Consider the following 18,084-nt stretch of genomic DNA (forward strand, 5'->3'; position numbering starts at 1 on the left):
TACCGGGCGAAACGGTGACGATGGTCATCAGGAGAGGAACAAGATGAAGATCCACGGGATCAGCTGGGTTGGTTCGCACACGTCGAACTACCAGGCGATGCGCGACTTCGCCGCCGAGACGCTCGGCCTGGAGGTCGAGCGCGAGCAGCAGAACGCAGTCGTGTTCGGATTCCCGGACGGCTCGGCGCTCGAGGTGTTCCAGCCGACCGACGACGACCACTCGTTCTTCGAGCACCCCGTCGCGGGCCTCATCGTGGACGACGCGCGCGAGGCACGCGCCGAGCTTGAGGCCAAGGGCGTCGAGTTCATCGGCGAGGTCCACGACGGGGTCGAGGACTCGTGGGGCACCGCATGGTCGCACCTGCGCGCACCCGACGGCCACGTCTACGTCCTCATCAGCCGTCCCGCGCTCACCGAGCCGAAGAAGCCGGTCGAGACCACTCGGCGTTTCGACGAGCTGCGCATCTGCCTGAAGGTCAAGGACCTCGACGAGGCGGTGAAGGTCTATCGCGAGGGTCTCGGCATGGAGATCGTCGACGAGTGGACGCACCCGGCCGGCCAGCGCGGCGTCCTCTTCGGCGTCGTGCCCGCCGCGGTCGAGCTGTTCGACGAGGCGCAGTGGGAACTCGTCGACGACGCAGAGCTCGGCCGCCAGGTGGCCGGCGACCACGCCCTGCGCGTCGAGGTCCGCGACGTCGACGAGATCGAGGCCCTCGCGAAGGTGCTCGCCGACGTCGGCGTCTCGCGCGACGGCGAGGTCACCACGACCCCGTGGGAGCAGAACTGCCTGCGCATGAGCACCTCGGAGGGCGAGCAGCTGACCCTGTTCACCCTGCCCGCCGAGGAGCGCGTCGTGCGCGAGGAGGCCCGCTCGGTCCTGTCGGTCCGACAGGCATAGACCCCCGTCGTGGTGGGACTCCCGGGTTTCGCCGGATCATCCCCGGCTCGTCAGATCCCCATCGATTCCCGTAGACGAGCGACCTCCGCCCGGTACTTCTCGACGTTGCGCATCTTGACGCTCTCGTAGCCCCGCACCATGTCGGGAAGTCCGGCGAGTTCCACCACGGCGGGCCTTTCGGCCTCGCCGATCCGACCGTCGGCGAGGCCCGCGAGCACGGCGTCGAGAAGCTCGCGGTACTCGGCGATCAGTGCCCGCTCGGTGCGGCGGATCTCGTTGCGCCCGAACGGGTCCAGCGGGGTGCCGCGGAGCTTCTTCAGCTTCGCGAGCGTGCCGAGCGGGCGGTCGGCCCAGGCGCCGAGGGACATCTTCTCCCGCATGCCCAGCCGGCGCAGCGTCGGCGGATGCAGTCGGACGGCGACCTCGGCGTCCTCGCCGAACTGATCGGCGACCTGCGCCGCGAACGTCGGATCCTGCGTCAGCCGGGCCACCTCGTATTCGTCCTTGTACGCCATCAGCTTGTACAGGTTGCGGGCCACGGCGTCGGTGAACGCCGGGTCGCCGACCTCGCGGTGCACCCGCTCGACGACGCCGAGGTACTCGCGCGCGTACCGTTCGTCGGCGTAGGCGATCAACTCGTCGTAGCGGACGGCGACGGCGCGGGTCAGGTCCGCGTCGAGTCCGAGCCCGTCGACCATGCGCGTCGCGTGTGCGCTCGGCTCGACCTCGGTGCGTGCGGCCCCGTGCAGGTCGGCGATGGTCGCCGACACCGCGTCCGGCTCCGCCACGGCCTGGCGGCCACGGCGGAACGCCTGGATGTTGGCGTCCACCGCGACGCCGTTGAGGCCGATCGCGCGCTCGATCGACTGCGCCGTCACCGCGAGTGCGCCCGCCTGGTAGGCGGCGCCGACCATGAGCATGTTCGCGTACTGCTCGTCGCCGAACAACGACGTCGACAGGGCGCCCGGGTCGAGGTAGAGCCCGCGGGCCACCTTGGCGTCGATCGCCGAGTGGATGGCGGTCTCGGCGGGGAAGCCCACCGAGGTGTCGATGACCATCAGGCCGGTGGGGACCTTTGTCGTGGAGACCACGGCGACGGTCTTCTCCGGTGCCGCGACCTTGAGGTTCACCGGATCGGTGGCGACCAGCGGATCGCAGGCGAGATACAGGTCGCAGTCGTCGCTCGCGACCTTCGCGGCCTGCTCGACGGCGTGTGGCGCGATCTTGATGTCGCTGACGACCGCGCCGCCCTTCTGCGCGAGGCCGGTCATGTCGACGGTGCGTGCGGCGTGGCCGTCGAGCACCGCGGCGGTGGCCAGCACCTGCGAGACGGTCACCACGCCGGTGCCGCCGATGCCGGTGACGCGCAGCGTGAACGTGTCGCGCACCGCCGGGATCGGCGGTTGCGGCAGGTCGGCGTCGGCGATGTCGGCGGCCCGTTTGCGGGTGCGCGCCGTTCCCGGGGTGACGGTGACGAACGACGGGCAGTCGCCCTTCAGGCACGAGAAGTCGAGGTTGCACGAACTCTGGTCGATCTGGGTCTTGCGGCCGAACTCGGTCTGCACCGGGTGGACCGACAGGCAGTTCGACTTCTCTCCGCAGTCGCCGCAGCCCTCGCAGATGCGCTCGTTGATCATCACGCGCGTGGTCGGGGTCGGCATCAGGCCGCGCTTGCGCTTGCGGCGCTTCTCGGCGGCGCAGTGCTGGTCGTGGACGAGCACCGTGACGCCCGGAACCGCGGCGAGCTCGGTTTGCACGTCGAGCAGGTCGTCGCGGTGGCGGACCTCGACGCGCTTCGGCAGGCCCAGGCCCCTGGTGCGCTTCGGGTCGTCGGAGGTCACCACGACCTTCGCGACCCCCTCGTCGAGGAGGAGCGACGTCAGGCGCGGCAGGTCCATCTCACCGACCGGGTCCTGGCCGCCGGTCATCGCGACCGTGCCGTTGTAGAGCAGCTTGTAAGTGATGTTCTCCCCGGAGGCCACCGCCGCACGCAGGGCGAGCGAGCCCGAGTGGGCGAACGTGCCGTCGCCGATGTTCTGGACGAAGTGGTCGGCGGACACGAACGGCGCCATGCCGATCCACTGCGCGCCCTCGCCGCCCATCTGGGTGACGCCGGCGATGTCGCCGACCTGGCGCGGGTCCATCAGCAACACCATTGCGTGGCAACCGATCCCCGCGCCGACGAGGGTGTTCTCGGAGACCTTGGTCGAGCTGTTGTGCGGGCACCCGGAGCAGAAGTACGGCGTGCGCACCGCGAGGGGGAGTTCGATCCTGGTGCGGCGCTGCGACTTCCGGTCGATCCAGGCCTGCGCCGCTTCGACGTGATGCCGCGCGAGGCGGGCGGCGAGGCCGCGGGTGACCGCGTCGACGTCGAGCTCGCCGAAGCGCGAGAAGAGCGTGGAGCCGTCCTCGTTGACCTTGCCCACGATCCGCGGCGCCCGCGGGTGGCGGAAGAGGATGTCGCGCATCATCGTCTCGATGAAGTCGCGCTTCTCCTCGATGACGATGACCTCGTCGAGATCGCCGCGCGCGGTGTCGAACATGAAGCGGTTCAGGATGTCGCGCTCGAGCGGGTAGACCATGCCCAGCTTCAGGATGCGGATGCCGAGCCGGCGCAGGTCGGCGTCGTCGATTCCAATGAGGCGCAGCGCCTCGCGGAGGTCGAGATAGGTCTTGCCCGCCGCGACGATGCCGATGCGGTCGTCGGGGGTGGACACGACGATCCGGTTGATGCCGTTGAGCCGCGCGTACTCGAGGGCCCGTGGGATCCGGGTGGTCAGCTGGTTCTGTTCGAGCTCCATCAGGTTGGCGCCGAGCAGTCGTCCGCTCGGGACGTGCGGGCTGCGGCCGAGATCGCTGTAGGTGGGGACGGTGCGGTCGGGGTCGACCTGGGCGGTGGACGCGCCGTCGGCCACATGCGCCGAGATCTTCAGCGACGTCCACAGGCCGCTGACGCGGCTCATGACGGCGGCGTGGACGCCGAGGTCGAGGATGTCCTGCGAATCGGCGGGGTAGAGGATCGGGATGTAGAGGTCGGCCAGCGCCATCTCGGAGGCGCAGGGCACGGTCGAGGACTTGGCGCCGGGGTCGTCGCCGACGATCGCCACCGCTCCGCCGTCCGGGTGGGTGCCGACGAGGTTGGCGTGCCGCAGCGCGTCGGTGGCGCGGTCGAGGCCGGGCGCCTTGCCGTACCAGTAGCCGACCACGCCGTCGCGGGGCCTGCCGTCGGGTCCCGGGGCCAGGTCGGCGACCTGCGCGGCGACCTGGGAGCCCATGACCGAGGTCGCGGCGAGCTCTTCGTTCAGGCCGGGGCGGTGGACGATGTCGTAGGGCGTCAGAAGGTCGCGGCGGCGGGCCAGTTCGAGGTCGTAGCCGGCGAGGGGGGAGCCCTCGTACCCGGAGATGAACGATGCGGTCTCGAGGTTCTGGCGGCGGTCGACGCGAGCGCGGTCGCGGACCATGCGCACCAGGGCCTGGATGCCGGTGAGGTAGACGGTGCCCGATTCGCGGGTGTATCGGTCCTCGAGGGAGAACCCTTCGGAGATGGGCTCTGGCCTGCGGCTTTGCGGGGTGGGCACCTGCTGGGGGCGGGCGCGGTCGTCTGCGAGGGTCATGGGGTCACCTGGCCTTCTATGTGCGGTGGTCGTCCCGGTGGTGCCGGGGTGGACGCATCGGTTGTCGCGGCCCGAGGGTGGTGGGCCTCCCACCACACTACGAGATGAAGGTGATCCGCGTCACGTCGACCGCACCGATCGGTGTCGGGAGCGCAACTTCGGCACGACCCGCGTGACACGGGCCACTGGATGCTCTACGATCACCATTCAGTTAATTCCAACTAACTGAAGGGTCGATGGTGACCAGCACGCTCGACGGCTTCCGTGCCGTGCACCAGCAGAATCTCGATCTGCTCCGCCAGCGCCTCGCGAAGGTGGCAGAAGGGGGCGGCGCCAAGGCGCGGGAACGCCACGTCTCACGCGGCAAGCTCCTCCCGCGCGACCGCGTCGACGGTCTCCTCGATGTCGGCTCCCCGTTCATCGAGGTCGCGCCGCTCGCCGCCTTCGGCATGTACGACGACAAGGCGCCGGCCGCGGGCGTGATCGCCGGCGTCGGCCGCGTGGCCGGGCGGGAATGCATGATCGTCGCCAACGACGCCACCGTGTCGGGCGGCACGTACTACCCGATCACCGTCAAGAAGCACCTGCGGGCGCAGGAGATCGCCGCGGCCAACCGGCTGCCCTGCATCTATCTCGTCGACTCCGGCGGCGCGATGCTGCTGCAGCAGGACGAGGTCTTCCCCGACCGCGACCACTTCGGCCGGATCTTCTACAACCAGGCGACCATGAGCGCCGCCGGAATCCCGCAGATCGCGGCCGTGCTCGGCTCCTCGACCGCGGGCGGCGCCTATGTCCCGGCGATGAGCGACGAGACCGTCATCGTCCGCAACCAGGGCACCATCTTCCTGGCCGGCCCGCCCCTGGTGAAGGCGGCCACCGGCGAGGACGTCTCGGCCGAGGACCTCGGCGGCGGCGCGATGCACTCGTCGGTCTCCGGCGTCACCGACCACCTCGTCGACAACGACCAGCAGGCGCTGGCCAAGGTGCGCGAGATCGTCGCGACCCTCGGCCCGCGCGAGGCGCCGCAGTGGGAGACCGTCCCCTCGCGCGACCCGCTGCGCCCGCAGACCGACATCTACGACGTGGTCCCCACCGATCCGCGCACTCCCTACGACGTGCGCGAGGTCATCGAGATCATGTGCGACGCCGGTGAATACACCGAGTTCAAGGCGAACTACGGCACCAGCCTCGTCACCGCCTTCGCCCACATCCACGGGCACCCGGTCGGCATCATCGCCAACAACGGCGTCCTGTTCAGCGAATCCGCCCTCAAGGGCGCGCATTTCATCGAACTGTGCGATCAGCGTCGCATCCCCCTGGTCTTCCTGCAGAACATCACCGGCTTCATGGTCGGCAAGGCCTACGAGCAGGGCGGCATCGCCAAGCACGGCGCCAAGATGGTCAACGCCGTCGCCTGCGCGCGCGTCCCGAAGTTCACCGTGATGATCGGCGGCTCCTTCGGTGCCGGCAACTACTCGATGTGCGGCCGCGCGTACTCGCCCCGCTTCCTGTGGATGTGGCCCAACGCCCGCATCTCGGTGATGGGCGGCCCGCAGGCCGCCGACACCCTGGCCACGGTGCGCCGCAACCAGATCGAGCGGTCGGGCGACACCTGGCCGGCCGAGGACGAGGAGGCCTTCAAGGCCCCGATCCGCGAGCAGTTCGAGCGCCAGTCCGACGCCTACTACTCGACCGCGCGGCTGTGGGACGACGGCATCGTCGACCCGGCCCAGACCCGCACGCTGCTCGGGCTCGCCCTCGAGGCGGCGCGCCACGCACCCCTCGCCGACCCGCGCTACGGCGTCTTCCGGATGTGATCGCGATGGTGGAGGTACAGCAGCAGGTCGCCGAATCCCGCGATCACACCGAATCCCCCGATGCCGCAACCGATGCACGAAGGACCCCGACCGTGAGCACCAGACCCATCCGCAGTGTCCTGGTGGCGAACCGTGGTGAGATCGCCTGCCGGGTGATCGACACGCTGCGCCGCATGGGAATCCGCAGCATCGCCGTCTATTCCGACGCCGACGCGCAGGCGCGCCACGTCCGCGAGGCCGACGTCGCGGTGCGCATCGGGCCCGCCGAGGCGGCCCGGAGCTACCTCGACATCGAGGCGGTGGTGGACGCCGCGCGCAAGACCGGAGCGGACGCCGTCCACCCGGGCTACGGATTCCTCTCGGAGAACCAGAGATTCGCCGCGGCGCTCGCCGAGGTGGGCATCGTCTTCATCGGACCGCCCGCCGAGGCCATCGCGACCATGGGCGACAAGATCACCGCACGCGCGGCCGTGACGGCCCGCGACGTCCCGGTCGTCCCCGGTCTGTCGCGTCCCGGCCTGACCGACGAGGACCTGATCGCCGCGGCGCCCGACATCGGATTCCCGGTGCTCATCAAACCGAGCGCGGGCGGTGGCGGCAAGGGCATGCACCGCGTCGCCGAGCCCGCCGAACTGCCGGCGGCGCTGCAGCGCGCACGTCGCGAGGCCGGTGCCGCCTTCGGCGACGACGCGCTGTTCATCGAGCATTTCGTGGACACCCCGCGACACATCGAGGTCCAGGTCCTCGCCGACCGGCACGGCAACGTCGTGCACCTCGGCGAGCGCGAGTGCTCGCTGCAGCGCCGGCACCAGAAGGTCATCGAGGAGGCGCCGTCGGCGCTGCTCGATGCCGACACCCGCGCCCGGATCGGCGCGGCCGCCTGCGACGCGGCGCGCTCGGTCGGCTACACCGGCGCCGGGACGGTCGAGTTCATCGTCTCCGCGCACAGGCCCGACGAGTTCTTCTTCATGGAGATGAACACCCGGCTGCAGGTCGAGCACCCCGTCACCGAACTCGTGACCGGTATCGACCTGGTGGAGCAGCAGATCCGCGTCGCCCGCGGCGAGGAGCTCGGGTTCGCCCAGGACGACATCACGCTGACCGGGCACGCCATCGAGGCCCGCGTCTACGCCGAGGACCCGGCGCGCGGCTTCCTGCCCACCGGCGGCACCATCGAGCACCTGGTGCACCCGGACACCTCGCCGGGCAGCGGCGTCCGCGTCGACTCCGCCATGCTCGAAGGGCTGCGCGTCGGGAGCGACTACGACCCGATGCTCGCCAAGGTCATCGCCCACGGGACCGATCGGGAGGAGGCCCTCGAGCGCCTCGACCAGGCGCTGGCGCACACGCGGGTGCTCGGCGTGGTCACCAACATCGACTTCTGCCGGTTCGTGCTGAGGCAGCCGGCCGTGGTCGACGCAGACCTCGACACCGAACTGCTCGACCGGCTCGTCGCCGACTACGAGGTCGCCGAACCCTCGCCGGAGGCCCAGGTCCTCGTCGGCCTGGCCCGGATCGGGGTCCGGGACAGCGGGGACGTGTGGTCGTCGGCCGTCGGGTGGCGCATCGGCGACACCGCACCGGTGATCACCCGACTCGTCAGCGGCGGGCACCACTCCACCGTCTCGATCCGGGTCGACCACGCCGACGCGCAGGCCGTCTCCGGCCGGGCGACGGTCGCCGTCGAGGGCGTCGACGACGCCGAGCCGTGGGAGGCGGATGTCGTCTACCTGCCCGCGGGCGACGGGCAGGGGTCGGCCCGGCTCATCGTCGACGGCGTCAGCCAGTCGTGGTCGTCGGTTCTCGTCGGCGAATCCTGGTGGGTCTCCGGGCCTTCGGGCACCTGGATCCTCGACCTCGCCCGCCCCGTCCTCGACGAGGCCGCCGACGAGCGCGCCGGCGAGATCACCAGCCCGATGCCCGGGACCGTCGTCGCCGTGGCCGCCGGTTCCGGCGACGAGGTCGCCTCCGGCGCGGCGGTGGTGGTCGTCGAGGCCATGAAGATGGAACACACGCTCTCCGCGCCGATCGACGGGACCGCAGAGGTGTCGGTGAAGGTCGGGGACAAGGTCGACGCCGGGCAGGTCCTCGCGGTCATCACACCCGCAGAGGCCGCCGAGCCCGCGCCCGCGCGGTGATGCGCGGGCACCCCGAACCCACCGACGAGACGTAAAGGACTGCAGGACATGGAACTCACCCAGGAATACACCGACCTCATCGAGACGGTGCGCGACTTCGCGCAGTCGGTCGTGGCCCCCGTGGCCGCAAAGCACGACGAGGAGCACAGCTTCCCGTACGAGGTCGTCGACCAGATGGGCAAGATGGGACTGTTCGGCCTGCCCTTCCCCGAGGAGTACGGCGGCATGGGCGGCGACTACTTCGCCCTCGCCCTCGCGCTCGAGGAGCTCGGCAAGGTCGACCAGTCGGTCGCCATCACCCTCGAGGCCGGTGTGAGTCTCGGCGCCATGCCGATCTACAAGTTCGGCACCGAGGAGCAGAAGCAGAGGTACCTGCCCGACCTCACCGCCGGCAAGGCGCTCGCAGGGTTCGGCCTCACCGAACCGGGTGCGGGATCGGACGCCGGGGCCACCGCGACCACCGCCCGCGACGACGGCGACTCGTGGATCATCAACGGCAACAAGCAGTTCATCACCAACTCCGGCACCGACATCACCTCGCTGGTCACCGTCACCGCGGTCAGCGGGGTGAAGGAGAACGGCAAGAAGGAGATCTCGACGATCATCGTGCCCTCGGGCACACCGGGATTCACCGCCGAACCCGCCTACAACAAGGTCGGCTGGAACGCCTCGGACACCCACCCGCTCACCTTCAGCGACGTGCGGGTGCCAAAGGAGAACCTGCTCGGCGAGCGCGGCCGGGGCTACGCCAACTTCCTGTCCATCCTCGACGAGGGGCGCATCGCGATCGCGGCGCTCGCCACCGGTGCCGCGCAGGGCTGTGTCGACGAGAGCGTGAAGTACGCCAAGGAACGCCAGTCCTTCGGCAAGCCGATCGGCGAGTACCAGTCGGTGTCGTTCGCCATCGCGCGGATGGAGGCCCGCGCGCACGTGGCGCGCACCGCCTACTACGACGCGGCGGCGAAGATGCTGGCCGGCAAGCCGTTCAAGAAGGAGGCCTCGATCGCGAAGATGATCGCCAGCGAGGCCGCCATGGACAACGCGCGGACGGCGACCCAGATCCACGGCGGCTACGGCTTCATGAACGAATATCCCGTCGCGCGCCACTACCGGGACTCCAAGATCCTCGAGATCGGCGAGGGCACCACCGAGGTCCAGCTCATGCTCATCGCGCGAGAGCTGGGGTTCGCATGAGCACCGCGAGCGGCGCCGGGAACGCCGCCGACAGCCCGCGCCGGGTGATCCAGCGCGGCCTGTGGTTCGAGGAGTTCGAGGAGGGCACGATCTACGAGCATCGCCCCGGACGCACCGTGACCGAGGCCGACAACGTGCTCTTCACGACGCTGACGATGAACACGCAGGCGCTGCACCTCGACGCCGCGTGGTCGGCGCAGCAGCCCGGGTTCGGCGGTCAGCGTCTCGTCAACTCGATGTTCACGCTCTCGACCATCGTCGGGTTGTCGGTGAGCCAGCTGACTCAGGGCACCCTGGTGGCCAATCTCGGCTTCTCCGAGGTCGCCTTCCCGTCACCGTTGTTCGCCGGCGACACGCTCTACGCCGAGACCGTGTGCACGGGTAAGCGCGAATCGAGGTCGCGTCCGGGGGAGGGCGTGGTGAACTTGACCCACATCGGACGCAACCAGCACGGCGAGGTCGTCGCGCGAGCCGCGCGGGCCACGTTGGTGCGCAGACAACCTACGGAGTGAGACGACGATGGTCTTCGATGCAAGCGCGGACAATTCGCTGGTGGGCGGGACGGATCGCAAAGACCCCCAACTGCTGAACGCCTGGCTCCCGTCGGGCCCGGCGCTGCTGTTCTGTCCCGCGGACCGGCCCGAGCGCTACCAGAAGGCACTCGACCGCGCCGACGTGGTGATCCTCGACCTCGAGGACGCGGTGTCGCCGGACAACCGGGCCGCGGCCCGGGAGGCGTTGGTCGCCAACCCGATCGACCCCGATCGCACCATCGTCCGGATCAACCCGGCGGGCACCGGCGACTATCGCCGCGACCTGGCCGCGGTCGCGGAGACCAACTACCGCGTCGTGATGCAGGCGAAGTCCGAGGACGTGGCGTCGATCCTCGACACCGCGCTGCAGACCATCGCGCTCATCGAGACCCCGCTCGGGGCGACCCGCGCCAACGAGATCGCCGCGACCTCCAACTGCATCGGCCTGATGTGGGGCGCCGAGGATCTCGTCGCCGGTCTCGGCGGGTCGTCGAGCCGGTTCGGCCCCGACGAGCCGCGTTCCGGCGAGTATCGCGACGTGGCCTCCTGGGTGCGCTCCATGGTGCGCATCGCAGCCGCCGCGCACGGCAAGTTCGCCATCGACTCGGTGCATCTCGACATCGACGACGTCGACGGGCTGATCGCCGAGGTCCGCGACGCCGTGGCCCTGGGGTACACCGCGACCGCCTGCATCCACCCGTCGCAGGTCGAGCACATCCGCGCCGGCTACCGACCCTCGGACGAGGCGGTCGAGTGGGCGCGCCGGGTGCTCGAGGGCGCCGCCGAACACAACGGCGGGGTCTTCAGCCTCGACGGCCAGATGATCGACGGCCCGGTGTTGCGGCAGGCGGAGGTCGTCCTCTCCCGCGTGGCCTCCGGCGAATCCACCGAGGACTCCTGAGTCCTCCGTTCCCCCAACGTATCCAGACTTCCCCGACTTCTCAGAATCCCCCACTCTCAGAATCCCCGACAGACCGGAGCACGAGATGAGCACAGACGCTCCCGCCCAGAACCTCGCACACACCCGCGGCCCCGACACCCCGCCCCTCCTCGAGGAGACGATCGGGGCGACTCTCGCGCGCACCGTCGAGCAGTACGGTGACCGGATCGCCCTCATCGACGCCGCGGCCGGCCGGCAGTGGACCTACACCGAGTTCCTCCGTGACGTCCGCGCACTGGCGGCCGGGCTCCTGCGCCTCGGCGTCGCACCGGGTGACCGGGTCGGCCTGTGGGCTCCGAACCGGTTCGAGTGGGTTCTCGCCCAGTACGCGACCGCGGAGATCGGCGCGATCCTGGTCAACGTCAACCCCGCCTACCGCCAGAACGAACTCGAGTACGCGCTGACCCAGTCGGGGACCGGCCTCGTCCTCGCGGCCGAGCGGTTCAAGGACTCCGGGTACGCGATGATGCTGGAGGAGGCCCGGCCCAAGTGCCCGGACCTGCGAGACGTCGTGCTGTTCGAGTCCCCGGAGTGGGCCGAACTCACCGCAAGGCCGTCGGAGGAGGAACTCGCCCGCGTCGCCGAGGTCGCCGCCTCGCTGTCGCCGGACGACGCGGTCAACATCCAGTACACCTCGGGCACAACGGGTTTCCCGAAGGGGGCGACGCTGTCGCACCGCAACATCGGGAACAACGGCTACCTGGTGGGCGAGCTCCTCGGCTACACCGCCGACGACCGCATCTGCATCCCGGTGCCCTTCTACCACTGCTTCGGCATGGTCATGGGCAACCTCGCCGCCACGAGCCACGGTGCGGCCATGGTGATCCCGGGCCCGGCCTTCGATCCGCGGGCCGCGCTCGACGCGGTCGAGAAGTACCGGTGCACCAGTCTCTACGGGGTGCCGACGATGTTCATCGCCGAACTGGCCCTGCTGGATTCGGCCCCGGACGGCTACCGCCCCGACCTGTCGTCGCTGCGCACCGGCATCATGGCCGGTTCGCCGTGTCCCGAGCACGTGATGCGGCAGGTGGTCGATCGCATGCACATGAGCGAGGTGTCGATCTGCTACGGCATGACCGAGACCTCGCCGGTGTCCACGCAGACCCGGGTCGACGACCCGCTGGAGCTGCGCGTGGGCACGGTCGGACGCGTGGGACCGCACCTGGAGATCAAGATCATCGATCCCACCACGGGGGAGACGCTGGGGCGCAACGAGACCGGAGAGCTGTGCACCCGCGGCTACTCGGTGATGAAGGGCTACTGGAACGACCCGGAGAAGACCGCCGAGGCGATCGACGCCGACGGCTGGATGCACACCGGGGACCTCGCCGAGATGGACGACGCTGGCTATGTGCGCATCACCGGCCGGATCAAGGACATGGTGATCCGCGGCGGCGAGAACATCTACCCGCGTGAGATCGAGGAATTCCTCTACACCCATCCCGACATCCTCGACGCGCAGGTGATCGGCGTGCCCGACGAGAAGTACGGCGAGGAGCTCATGGCATGGGTGCGCCTGCGCGACCACGCCGACGACCTCACCGCCGAGGACGTCCGCGCCTTCGCCGAGGGCAAGATCGCGCGCCACAAGATCCCGAGGTACGTCCACGTGGTCAAGGAGTTCCCGATGACCGTGACCGGCAAGGTGCGCAAGGTCGCGATGCGCGAAGAGGCCATCCATCTCATCGAGGAGCTGGGATGACCGGTGTGGTCCCGCCGGGTGACCCGGCGCCGACCCCCGACGCCGCGATCGAGCGGTTCCGCCGCCACGTCGAGGAGCGATTCGGCGTCACCGCAACCGATTACGACGCGCTCTGGTCGTGGTCGGTGCGGGAGCCCGCCCGCTTCTGGCGCGCCGTCTGGGAGTTCTTCGACCTCGACGAACTGGCCGCCGAACCCCTCGGCGAGGGCGACGAGGCCGTCCTGGCCGACGCCCGGATGCCCGGTGCCCGCTGGTTCCCCGGCGTGAAGCTCAACTACGTCGCGCAGGTCCTGCGGCACGCCGGTCTCCCGGGCGCCGCGATCGTCGGCCTCGACGAGACCGGCGCGCGCACGGAGATCGCGTGGTCGGAGCTGCCCGGGATGGTGGCCTCGCTCGCGGCGACGCTGCGCAACCTCGGCGTCGGGCCGGGGGACGTGGTGGCCGCCTACCTGCCGGACATCCCCGAGGCCGTCGTCGCCTTCCTGGCGACCGCGAGCCTCGGCGCCATCTGGTCGGGGTGCGGCCAGGACTACGCGCCGCAGGGCGCCGCCGGCCGCCTCGGGCAGCTGCGGCCGAAGGTCCTGTTCAGCGCGGCCGGTTACCGATGGGGCGGCAAGGACATCGACAAGCGGGCCGACTCCGCCGAGCTCGCCGGACTGCTCGACGGGCTGGTCGCCCACATCACGATCGGCGACGCACCCGCCGGTGCGCCGGGTGCGATCGACTTCGGCGAGGCGCTGTCGACCCCCACCGCCGAGTTCTCCCCGCTGGCGGTCGATGTCGACCACCCGCTGTGGGTCCTGTTCAGCTCCGGCACCACCGGCCGGCCCAAGGGCATCGTCCACGGTCACGGCGGGGTGGTCGTCGAACACCTGAAAGCCACTGCGCTCCATGGTGATCTGTCGTCCGACGACGTGTTCTTCTGGCAGACCGCGCTCAGCTGGATGATGTGGAACTATCAGGTCGCCGGTCTGCTGTGCGGCGCGCGGATCGTCTGCTACAGCGGATCGCCGCTGTATCCGGACGCCGATCGGCTGTGGCAGATCGTCGCCGACGAGAAGGTCACCTACTTCGGCACCTCGCCCGGTCAGCTGCAGGCGTCGCGCAAGGCCGGCCTGGAACCGGGGGATCAGCACGACCTGTCCGCGCTGCGCACCCTCGGCAGCACCGGTTCCGCCCTCGCGCCGGACCTGTTCGTCTGGGTCGACGAACACGTGAAGAAGGGGCTGCCGATCTCGTCGATCAGCGGCGGCACCGACATCGTGTCCGCGTTCGCCGGCGGGTCGACGGGCGTGCCGGTCGTGCCGGGCGAGTTGTCGGTGCGTTACCTGGGCGTCTCGCTGGAGAGCTGGTCACCCGATGGACGACCGCAGGTGGGCGAGGTCGGCGAACTCGTCGTCACCGAACCGATGCCGTCGATGCCGGTCTCCTTCTGGGACGACCCCGACGGAGCGCGCTACCGCGCAGCGTATTTCGAGCACGAGTGGCAGGGGCCGACCTCTCATCCCGACGGGCCGGTGTGGCGCCACGGCGACTGGGTGACGGTCACCGATCGCGGGTCGCTCGTCATCCACGGCCGCAGCGACGCCACGCTGAACCGGCACGGGATACGCATGGGCTCGGCGGACATCTACGAGGTCGTGGAATCGCTCGACGAGGTCGCCGAGGCATTCGTCCTCGGCGTCGACGGCCCCGACGGGAAGTACTGGATGCCGCTGTTCGTCACGCTGGTCCCCGGTGCCGTGCTCGACGACGCCCTCGAGAAGCGCATCGCGTCGGCCGTCGCCGAGCGGTTGTCCAGACGCCACGTGCCCGACGAGGTCATCGAGGCGCCCGGCATCCCGCACACGCGTACCGGCAAGAAGCTCGAGGTTCCGGTCACGGCGATCCTGGCCGGGCGCTCGGAGGTCAACGTCGACCCGAGGTCGGTCGACGACTACTCGCTGATCGAGTGGTACGCCGAGCAGGGCCGCTCTCATCGCTGGTAGGCCGCTGTCACCACCGGATCCGCGCGGACGCGTCGCGCGGCGCGTTGTGAACGGAGTCCACGCGCACCCCGTGTCGGATATGTACGGTGGGCACCGCTGAGGATTCAGCGGTGACGAATCGTGCAGATGACACGTCGGTCAGATGTACTACCGTGGGCCGGGAGTCACGCATCGGGGAGGTGCGGGCGGCCGCATGCCGGTTGCCGTGGGCGTGACCGCGTCACCGACCCGAGCCAGTTGACATGAACACGACGACCTGACCAGGAGATCGCGATGAGCTACCCATCGGGGGGCTACGGGCAGCAGCCCGAGTCCGGCCAGTCCTACGGCCAGTACGGCCAGCAGGGCTACGGCCAGCAGTACCAACAGGGCTACGGCCAGAGCCCCCAGCAGAACTACGGCCAGCAGGGCTACGGTCAGCAGGATTACGGCCAGCAGAACTACGGCCAGCAGCAGGGTTACGGTCAGCAGGGCTACGGGCAGTACGGCTACGGCCAGCCGGCGAAGCCGCCGAGCCAGGGTCTCCCGGCGATCACCCCCACGGCGATCGCGGGCGCAATCGGCCTCCTCGGCGTCGTGATGCTGTTCTGCGGCTACCTGCCCGCCGCGAAGGCCTACGACGACTCGGTGAAGATCTTCGGCACCGAGTACGTCGCCCCGTACGCGCTCGTGGCGGTCGCCGGCTTCCTGGCGCTGTTCTCGTTGGTGCCCAACGTCAAGTCGCCGTCGGCGGTCGTCGCGGCGCTGAGCGTCCCGTCGTTCTTCATCTCGCTGTTCCTGCTCATCGAGATCGACTACGACACCGGCTCCGGTGCGATCGTGCTGCTCATCTTCTCGCTGCTGCAGGCGCTCCTCGCGATCGCGTGGCTGCTCGTCGACGCGAACATCCTCAAGGTCGCCCCCGCCGCCGGCGCGGCATCGGCCGTCACGCCGACCGCGGGCGCCGACGCGACCGCCGGCCAGCACTCGACCGGTCAGGGCACCGCACCGGCCGGTTCGTACGGCACCGGTACCGGCACCACCGGTGGCCAGGCGCAGTACGGACAGCAGTCCTCGGCGGGCTACGACCCGTCGGCCTACACCCAGAGCACGAGCGGCCAGGCCGGCTACGGCCAGCACGGCACGGGTTCTGCCCAGTCGGGTTCCGCCCAGTCGGGCCAGGCGCAGGCCGGCCAGGCGACGTCGTACGGCTACGGCAGCTACACCCCGGGCCAGTACTCGGCCGGGTCCGAGAGCTCGGCGTCCGGCGGCGCCTCGGCTTCCGAGTCGGGTGCTTCCGGTGCGGGCGATGCCGGTTCGGACGCCGACAAGACGACCACCATGTTCCAGAAGCCCGAGCCGCCGCAGTCCAGCGGAAGCTGAGAGTCGACGCAGTCCAGCGGAAGCTGAGAGTCGACACAGTCCAGCGGCAGCTGATCTGCACCGTGCCCCGCCGACCCCTCCGGTCGGCGGGGCACCGTCGTATCTGCCGGTCGTCGCCCGCCGGCGGGCGTTGCCGCCGGAGCCCCGGCCCGGGATGACCGGGCAGACGCCCGGTGACCTGAACCGCTTTCCGGACCGGGCCCGGCGCGTCTACGACGACCCGGGCGCCGATCGTGTCAGTCTCAAGTCGATGCCCACTTTCAGGCCCGAGTCGACCGCGGAGAACCTGGCGTCGCAGCTGCGAGCACTGCGGCGATCCCGTCGTGCCCAGCGCACCGCGGTCGAGGGCTCGGCACGGCAACTGGCCGTCGTGGCGTTCACCGTGCCCGCGCTCGCGCTGGTCACCCTCATCGTCGTCATGCTCACGGTGCTGCTGATGGCCGGCAGCGGTCTCACCGGTCTGCCGAGCGCCATCGCGTCGAGCTGGCTGGCGATCCACCAGGTGCCGGTGACCATCAGCGGCGTCACCATCGGTGTGCTGCCGCTGCTGCCGACCCTGGTCGTCGCGGTGGGCACCGCACGCCTGACGGCGCGTGCGATCGGCGGGACCACCGCACCGGCCGCGCGCTCGGCGCACGACGTCTTCGACGTCGGGGCGGTGGTGGCCTCTGCGGTCGTCGGTCCGGTGCTCATCACCGCGATGTCGCTGGCGATCGTGATGGACGGCGGGTCGGTCCTGCCGGTGCACACGCCGAACGCATTGGTGGCCTTCGCCTACACGATCGGCATCCACGCCGGCGCCGCGCTGGCGGGCGTCGTCTGGACCCGGCGGCACGATTTCGCCGCGCGGTGGGGGATGTCCTACGCCGACCGCCGCGGATTCAAGTATGGCGTCGTCGCCGTGCTCTCCCTCATGGTGGCCGGGGGGCTCCTCGTGTGCCTGCGCATGATCATGGCGCACACCGAGATCGGCGAACTCATCGAGACCGGCTACGACTTCGACGGCTACCTGGGCCTCAGCGTGCTGTCGGTGCTGTACCTGCCGAACCTCATGGTCGGGGCGACCGCGGTGCTCGTCGGCTCTGACGTCCAGATCGGCGCGATGACCGTCGACCTGTTCACGGTCCGCGGCGGGGCGGTGCCGCCGGTGCCCGCGCTCGCCGTGCTGCCGGACGGAGCGGGTGCGGGGCAGTGGGGGCTGATCGGGCTCCTCGTCCCCGCGGCCATCGCGGTGTTCGTCGGATGGCGCTGCCGCGACCTCAATCCGATCGCCCACGTCCGCTCGGTCGGGGTCGCCGCAGCCGTGGCGGCGTCGGCGATGGTGGTCCTGTCGACCACCGCCGGCGGCGAGCTCGGCGAGTTCGGCGACGCCGCGATCACGGTGTCCGCGGCCGGCGTCTACACGCTCGGCTGGTTCGCCGTGACCGGCATCGTGGTGGCTCTCGTGTACGCCTTCCTCCCGTCGACCCGCGCCGCACGCGACGCGGTCGGGGACGACTACTTCGACGACCCGGACGATCTGGGATTCGAGGACGAGTACGTGATCGTCGCCGATCTCGACGAGGAGGACGAGTACCTCGAGTTCGTCGACGAGGACGCGCCGGGCCCGGAACACGACCTCTCCGATGACGCCGAGTACGAGTACGAGGACTCCGAGGACGCGGAGGCCTTCGAGGCAGATCCCTATGACTTGGCCGAGCCCGACGCGGCAGACGACGCCGACGAGGCCCTCGACTCCGAACCCGTCGTGCGTGCGGAGGCACCGGCGGACGCCGACCTCTCCGACGACGCCGACTACGACCTGTATCCGGGGACGCCGGGTGCGCGTCGGCGCTGAGCCCCACGGCGCGGGAAACCCGAGCACCGGGTCTCTCGGCACCGGTGCCCACGGCGCCGTC

Annotated in this window: 11 protein-coding genes; 10 read left to right on the forward strand and 1 reads right to left on the reverse strand. The window is 70.2% G+C overall.

Annotated features, from left to right (window positions below; genetic code table 11):
• Positions 1-43: 43 nt before the first annotated feature.
• Positions 44-898, forward strand: coding sequence for a VOC family protein (locus tag E1P53_RS17870; protein ID WP_131735060.1), 855 nt, complete (start codon positions 44-46; stop codon positions 896-898).
• A 50-nt stretch (positions 899-948) separates the two neighbouring features.
• Here the strand turns inward: E1P53_RS17870 and E1P53_RS17875 are convergent, their stop codons facing one another.
• The gene (locus tag E1P53_RS17875) at positions 949-4,512 is read right to left on the reverse strand and encodes an indolepyruvate ferredoxin oxidoreductase family protein (protein WP_131735061.1); all 3,564 of its coding nucleotides are present in this window, start codon (positions 4,510-4,512) and stop codon (positions 949-951) included.
• Positions 4,513-4,748: 236 nt separating this feature from the next.
• Here E1P53_RS17875 and E1P53_RS17880 point away from each other — a divergent pair, with 236 nt between their 5' ends.
• The 9 genes from E1P53_RS17880 (at position 4,749) to E1P53_RS17920 (ending at position 18,023) form a co-directional block, all read left to right on the forward strand.
• A complete protein-coding gene (locus E1P53_RS17880) occupies positions 4,749-6,329 on the forward strand; it encodes a carboxyl transferase domain-containing protein (protein ID WP_131735062.1) in 1,581 nt (526 codons plus the stop codon).
• A 92-nt stretch (positions 6,330-6,421) separates the two neighbouring features.
• Positions 6,422-8,467, forward strand: a complete 2,046-nt coding sequence (locus E1P53_RS17885) for an acetyl/propionyl/methylcrotonyl-CoA carboxylase subunit alpha (RefSeq protein WP_131735063.1) — start codon at positions 6,422-6,424, stop codon at positions 8,465-8,467.
• 48 nt (positions 8,468-8,515) lie between these two features.
• Complete coding sequence (locus tag E1P53_RS17890; protein ID WP_006898865.1) at positions 8,516-9,661, forward strand: acyl-CoA dehydrogenase family protein; 1,146 nt, start codon at positions 8,516-8,518, stop codon at positions 9,659-9,661.
• Complete coding sequence (locus E1P53_RS17895; RefSeq protein ID WP_109237198.1) at positions 9,658-10,173, forward strand: MaoC family dehydratase; 516 nt, start codon at positions 9,658-9,660, stop codon at positions 10,171-10,173. The genes E1P53_RS17890 and E1P53_RS17895 overlap by 4 nt, the downstream gene beginning before the upstream one ends.
• A 7-nt stretch (positions 10,174-10,180) precedes the next feature.
• A complete protein-coding gene (locus E1P53_RS17900) occupies positions 10,181-11,095 on the forward strand; it encodes an HpcH/HpaI aldolase/citrate lyase family protein (RefSeq protein WP_006898867.1) in 915 nt (304 codons plus the stop codon).
• Between the two features lie 85 nt (positions 11,096-11,180).
• Positions 11,181-12,836 carry an AMP-binding protein gene (locus E1P53_RS17905; protein WP_131735064.1) on the forward strand — a complete coding sequence of 552 codons (1,656 nt, stop codon included), beginning with the start codon at positions 11,181-11,183 and terminating at the stop codon, positions 12,834-12,836.
• Positions 12,833-14,824: an acetoacetate--CoA ligase gene (locus E1P53_RS17910; RefSeq protein ID WP_131735065.1), complete on the forward strand. Its 1,992-nt coding sequence runs from the start codon at positions 12,833-12,835 to the stop codon at positions 14,822-14,824. Before E1P53_RS17905 ends, E1P53_RS17910 begins: the two co-directional genes overlap by 4 nt.
• 273 nt (positions 14,825-15,097) lie before the next feature.
• Positions 15,098-16,186 carry a DUF5336 domain-containing protein gene (locus E1P53_RS17915; protein ID WP_131735066.1) on the forward strand — a complete coding sequence of 363 codons (1,089 nt, stop codon included), beginning with the start codon at positions 15,098-15,100 and terminating at the stop codon, positions 16,184-16,186.
• A gap of 250 nt (positions 16,187-16,436) precedes the next feature.
• The gene (locus E1P53_RS17920) at positions 16,437-18,023 is read left to right on the forward strand and encodes a cell division protein PerM (protein WP_131735067.1); all 1,587 of its coding nucleotides are present in this window, start codon (positions 16,437-16,439) and stop codon (positions 18,021-18,023) included.
• Positions 18,024-18,084 lie beyond the last annotated feature (61 nt).

This window comes from Gordonia paraffinivorans (assembly GCF_900683595.1).
In the GTDB taxonomy this organism is placed as follows: Bacteria; Actinomycetota; Actinomycetes; order Mycobacteriales; family Mycobacteriaceae; genus Gordonia; species Gordonia paraffinivorans.

Coding starts and splice junctions, on each gene's coding strand:
- E1P53_RS17870 (WP_131735060.1), top strand. CDS start 44: ATGAAGATCCACGGGATCAGCTGGGTTGGTTCGCACACGTCGAACTAC.
- E1P53_RS17875 (WP_131735061.1), bottom strand. CDS start 4,512: ATGACCCTCGCAGACGACCGCGCCCGCCCCCAGCAGGTGCCCACCCCG.
- E1P53_RS17880 (WP_131735062.1), top strand. CDS start 4,749: ATGGTGACCAGCACGCTCGACGGCTTCCGTGCCGTGCACCAGCAGAAT.
- E1P53_RS17890 (WP_006898865.1), top strand. CDS start 8,516: ATGGAACTCACCCAGGAATACACCGACCTCATCGAGACGGTGCGCGAC.
- E1P53_RS17895 (WP_109237198.1), top strand. CDS start 9,658: ATGAGCACCGCGAGCGGCGCCGGGAACGCCGCCGACAGCCCGCGCCGG.
- E1P53_RS17900 (WP_006898867.1), top strand. CDS start 10,181: ATGGTCTTCGATGCAAGCGCGGACAATTCGCTGGTGGGCGGGACGGAT.
- E1P53_RS17905 (WP_131735064.1), top strand. CDS start 11,181: ATGAGCACAGACGCTCCCGCCCAGAACCTCGCACACACCCGCGGCCCC.
- E1P53_RS17910 (WP_131735065.1), top strand. CDS start 12,833: ATGACCGGTGTGGTCCCGCCGGGTGACCCGGCGCCGACCCCCGACGCC.
- E1P53_RS17915 (WP_131735066.1), top strand. CDS start 15,098: ATGAGCTACCCATCGGGGGGCTACGGGCAGCAGCCCGAGTCCGGCCAG.
- E1P53_RS17920 (WP_131735067.1), top strand. CDS start 16,437: ATGCCCACTTTCAGGCCCGAGTCGACCGCGGAGAACCTGGCGTCGCAG.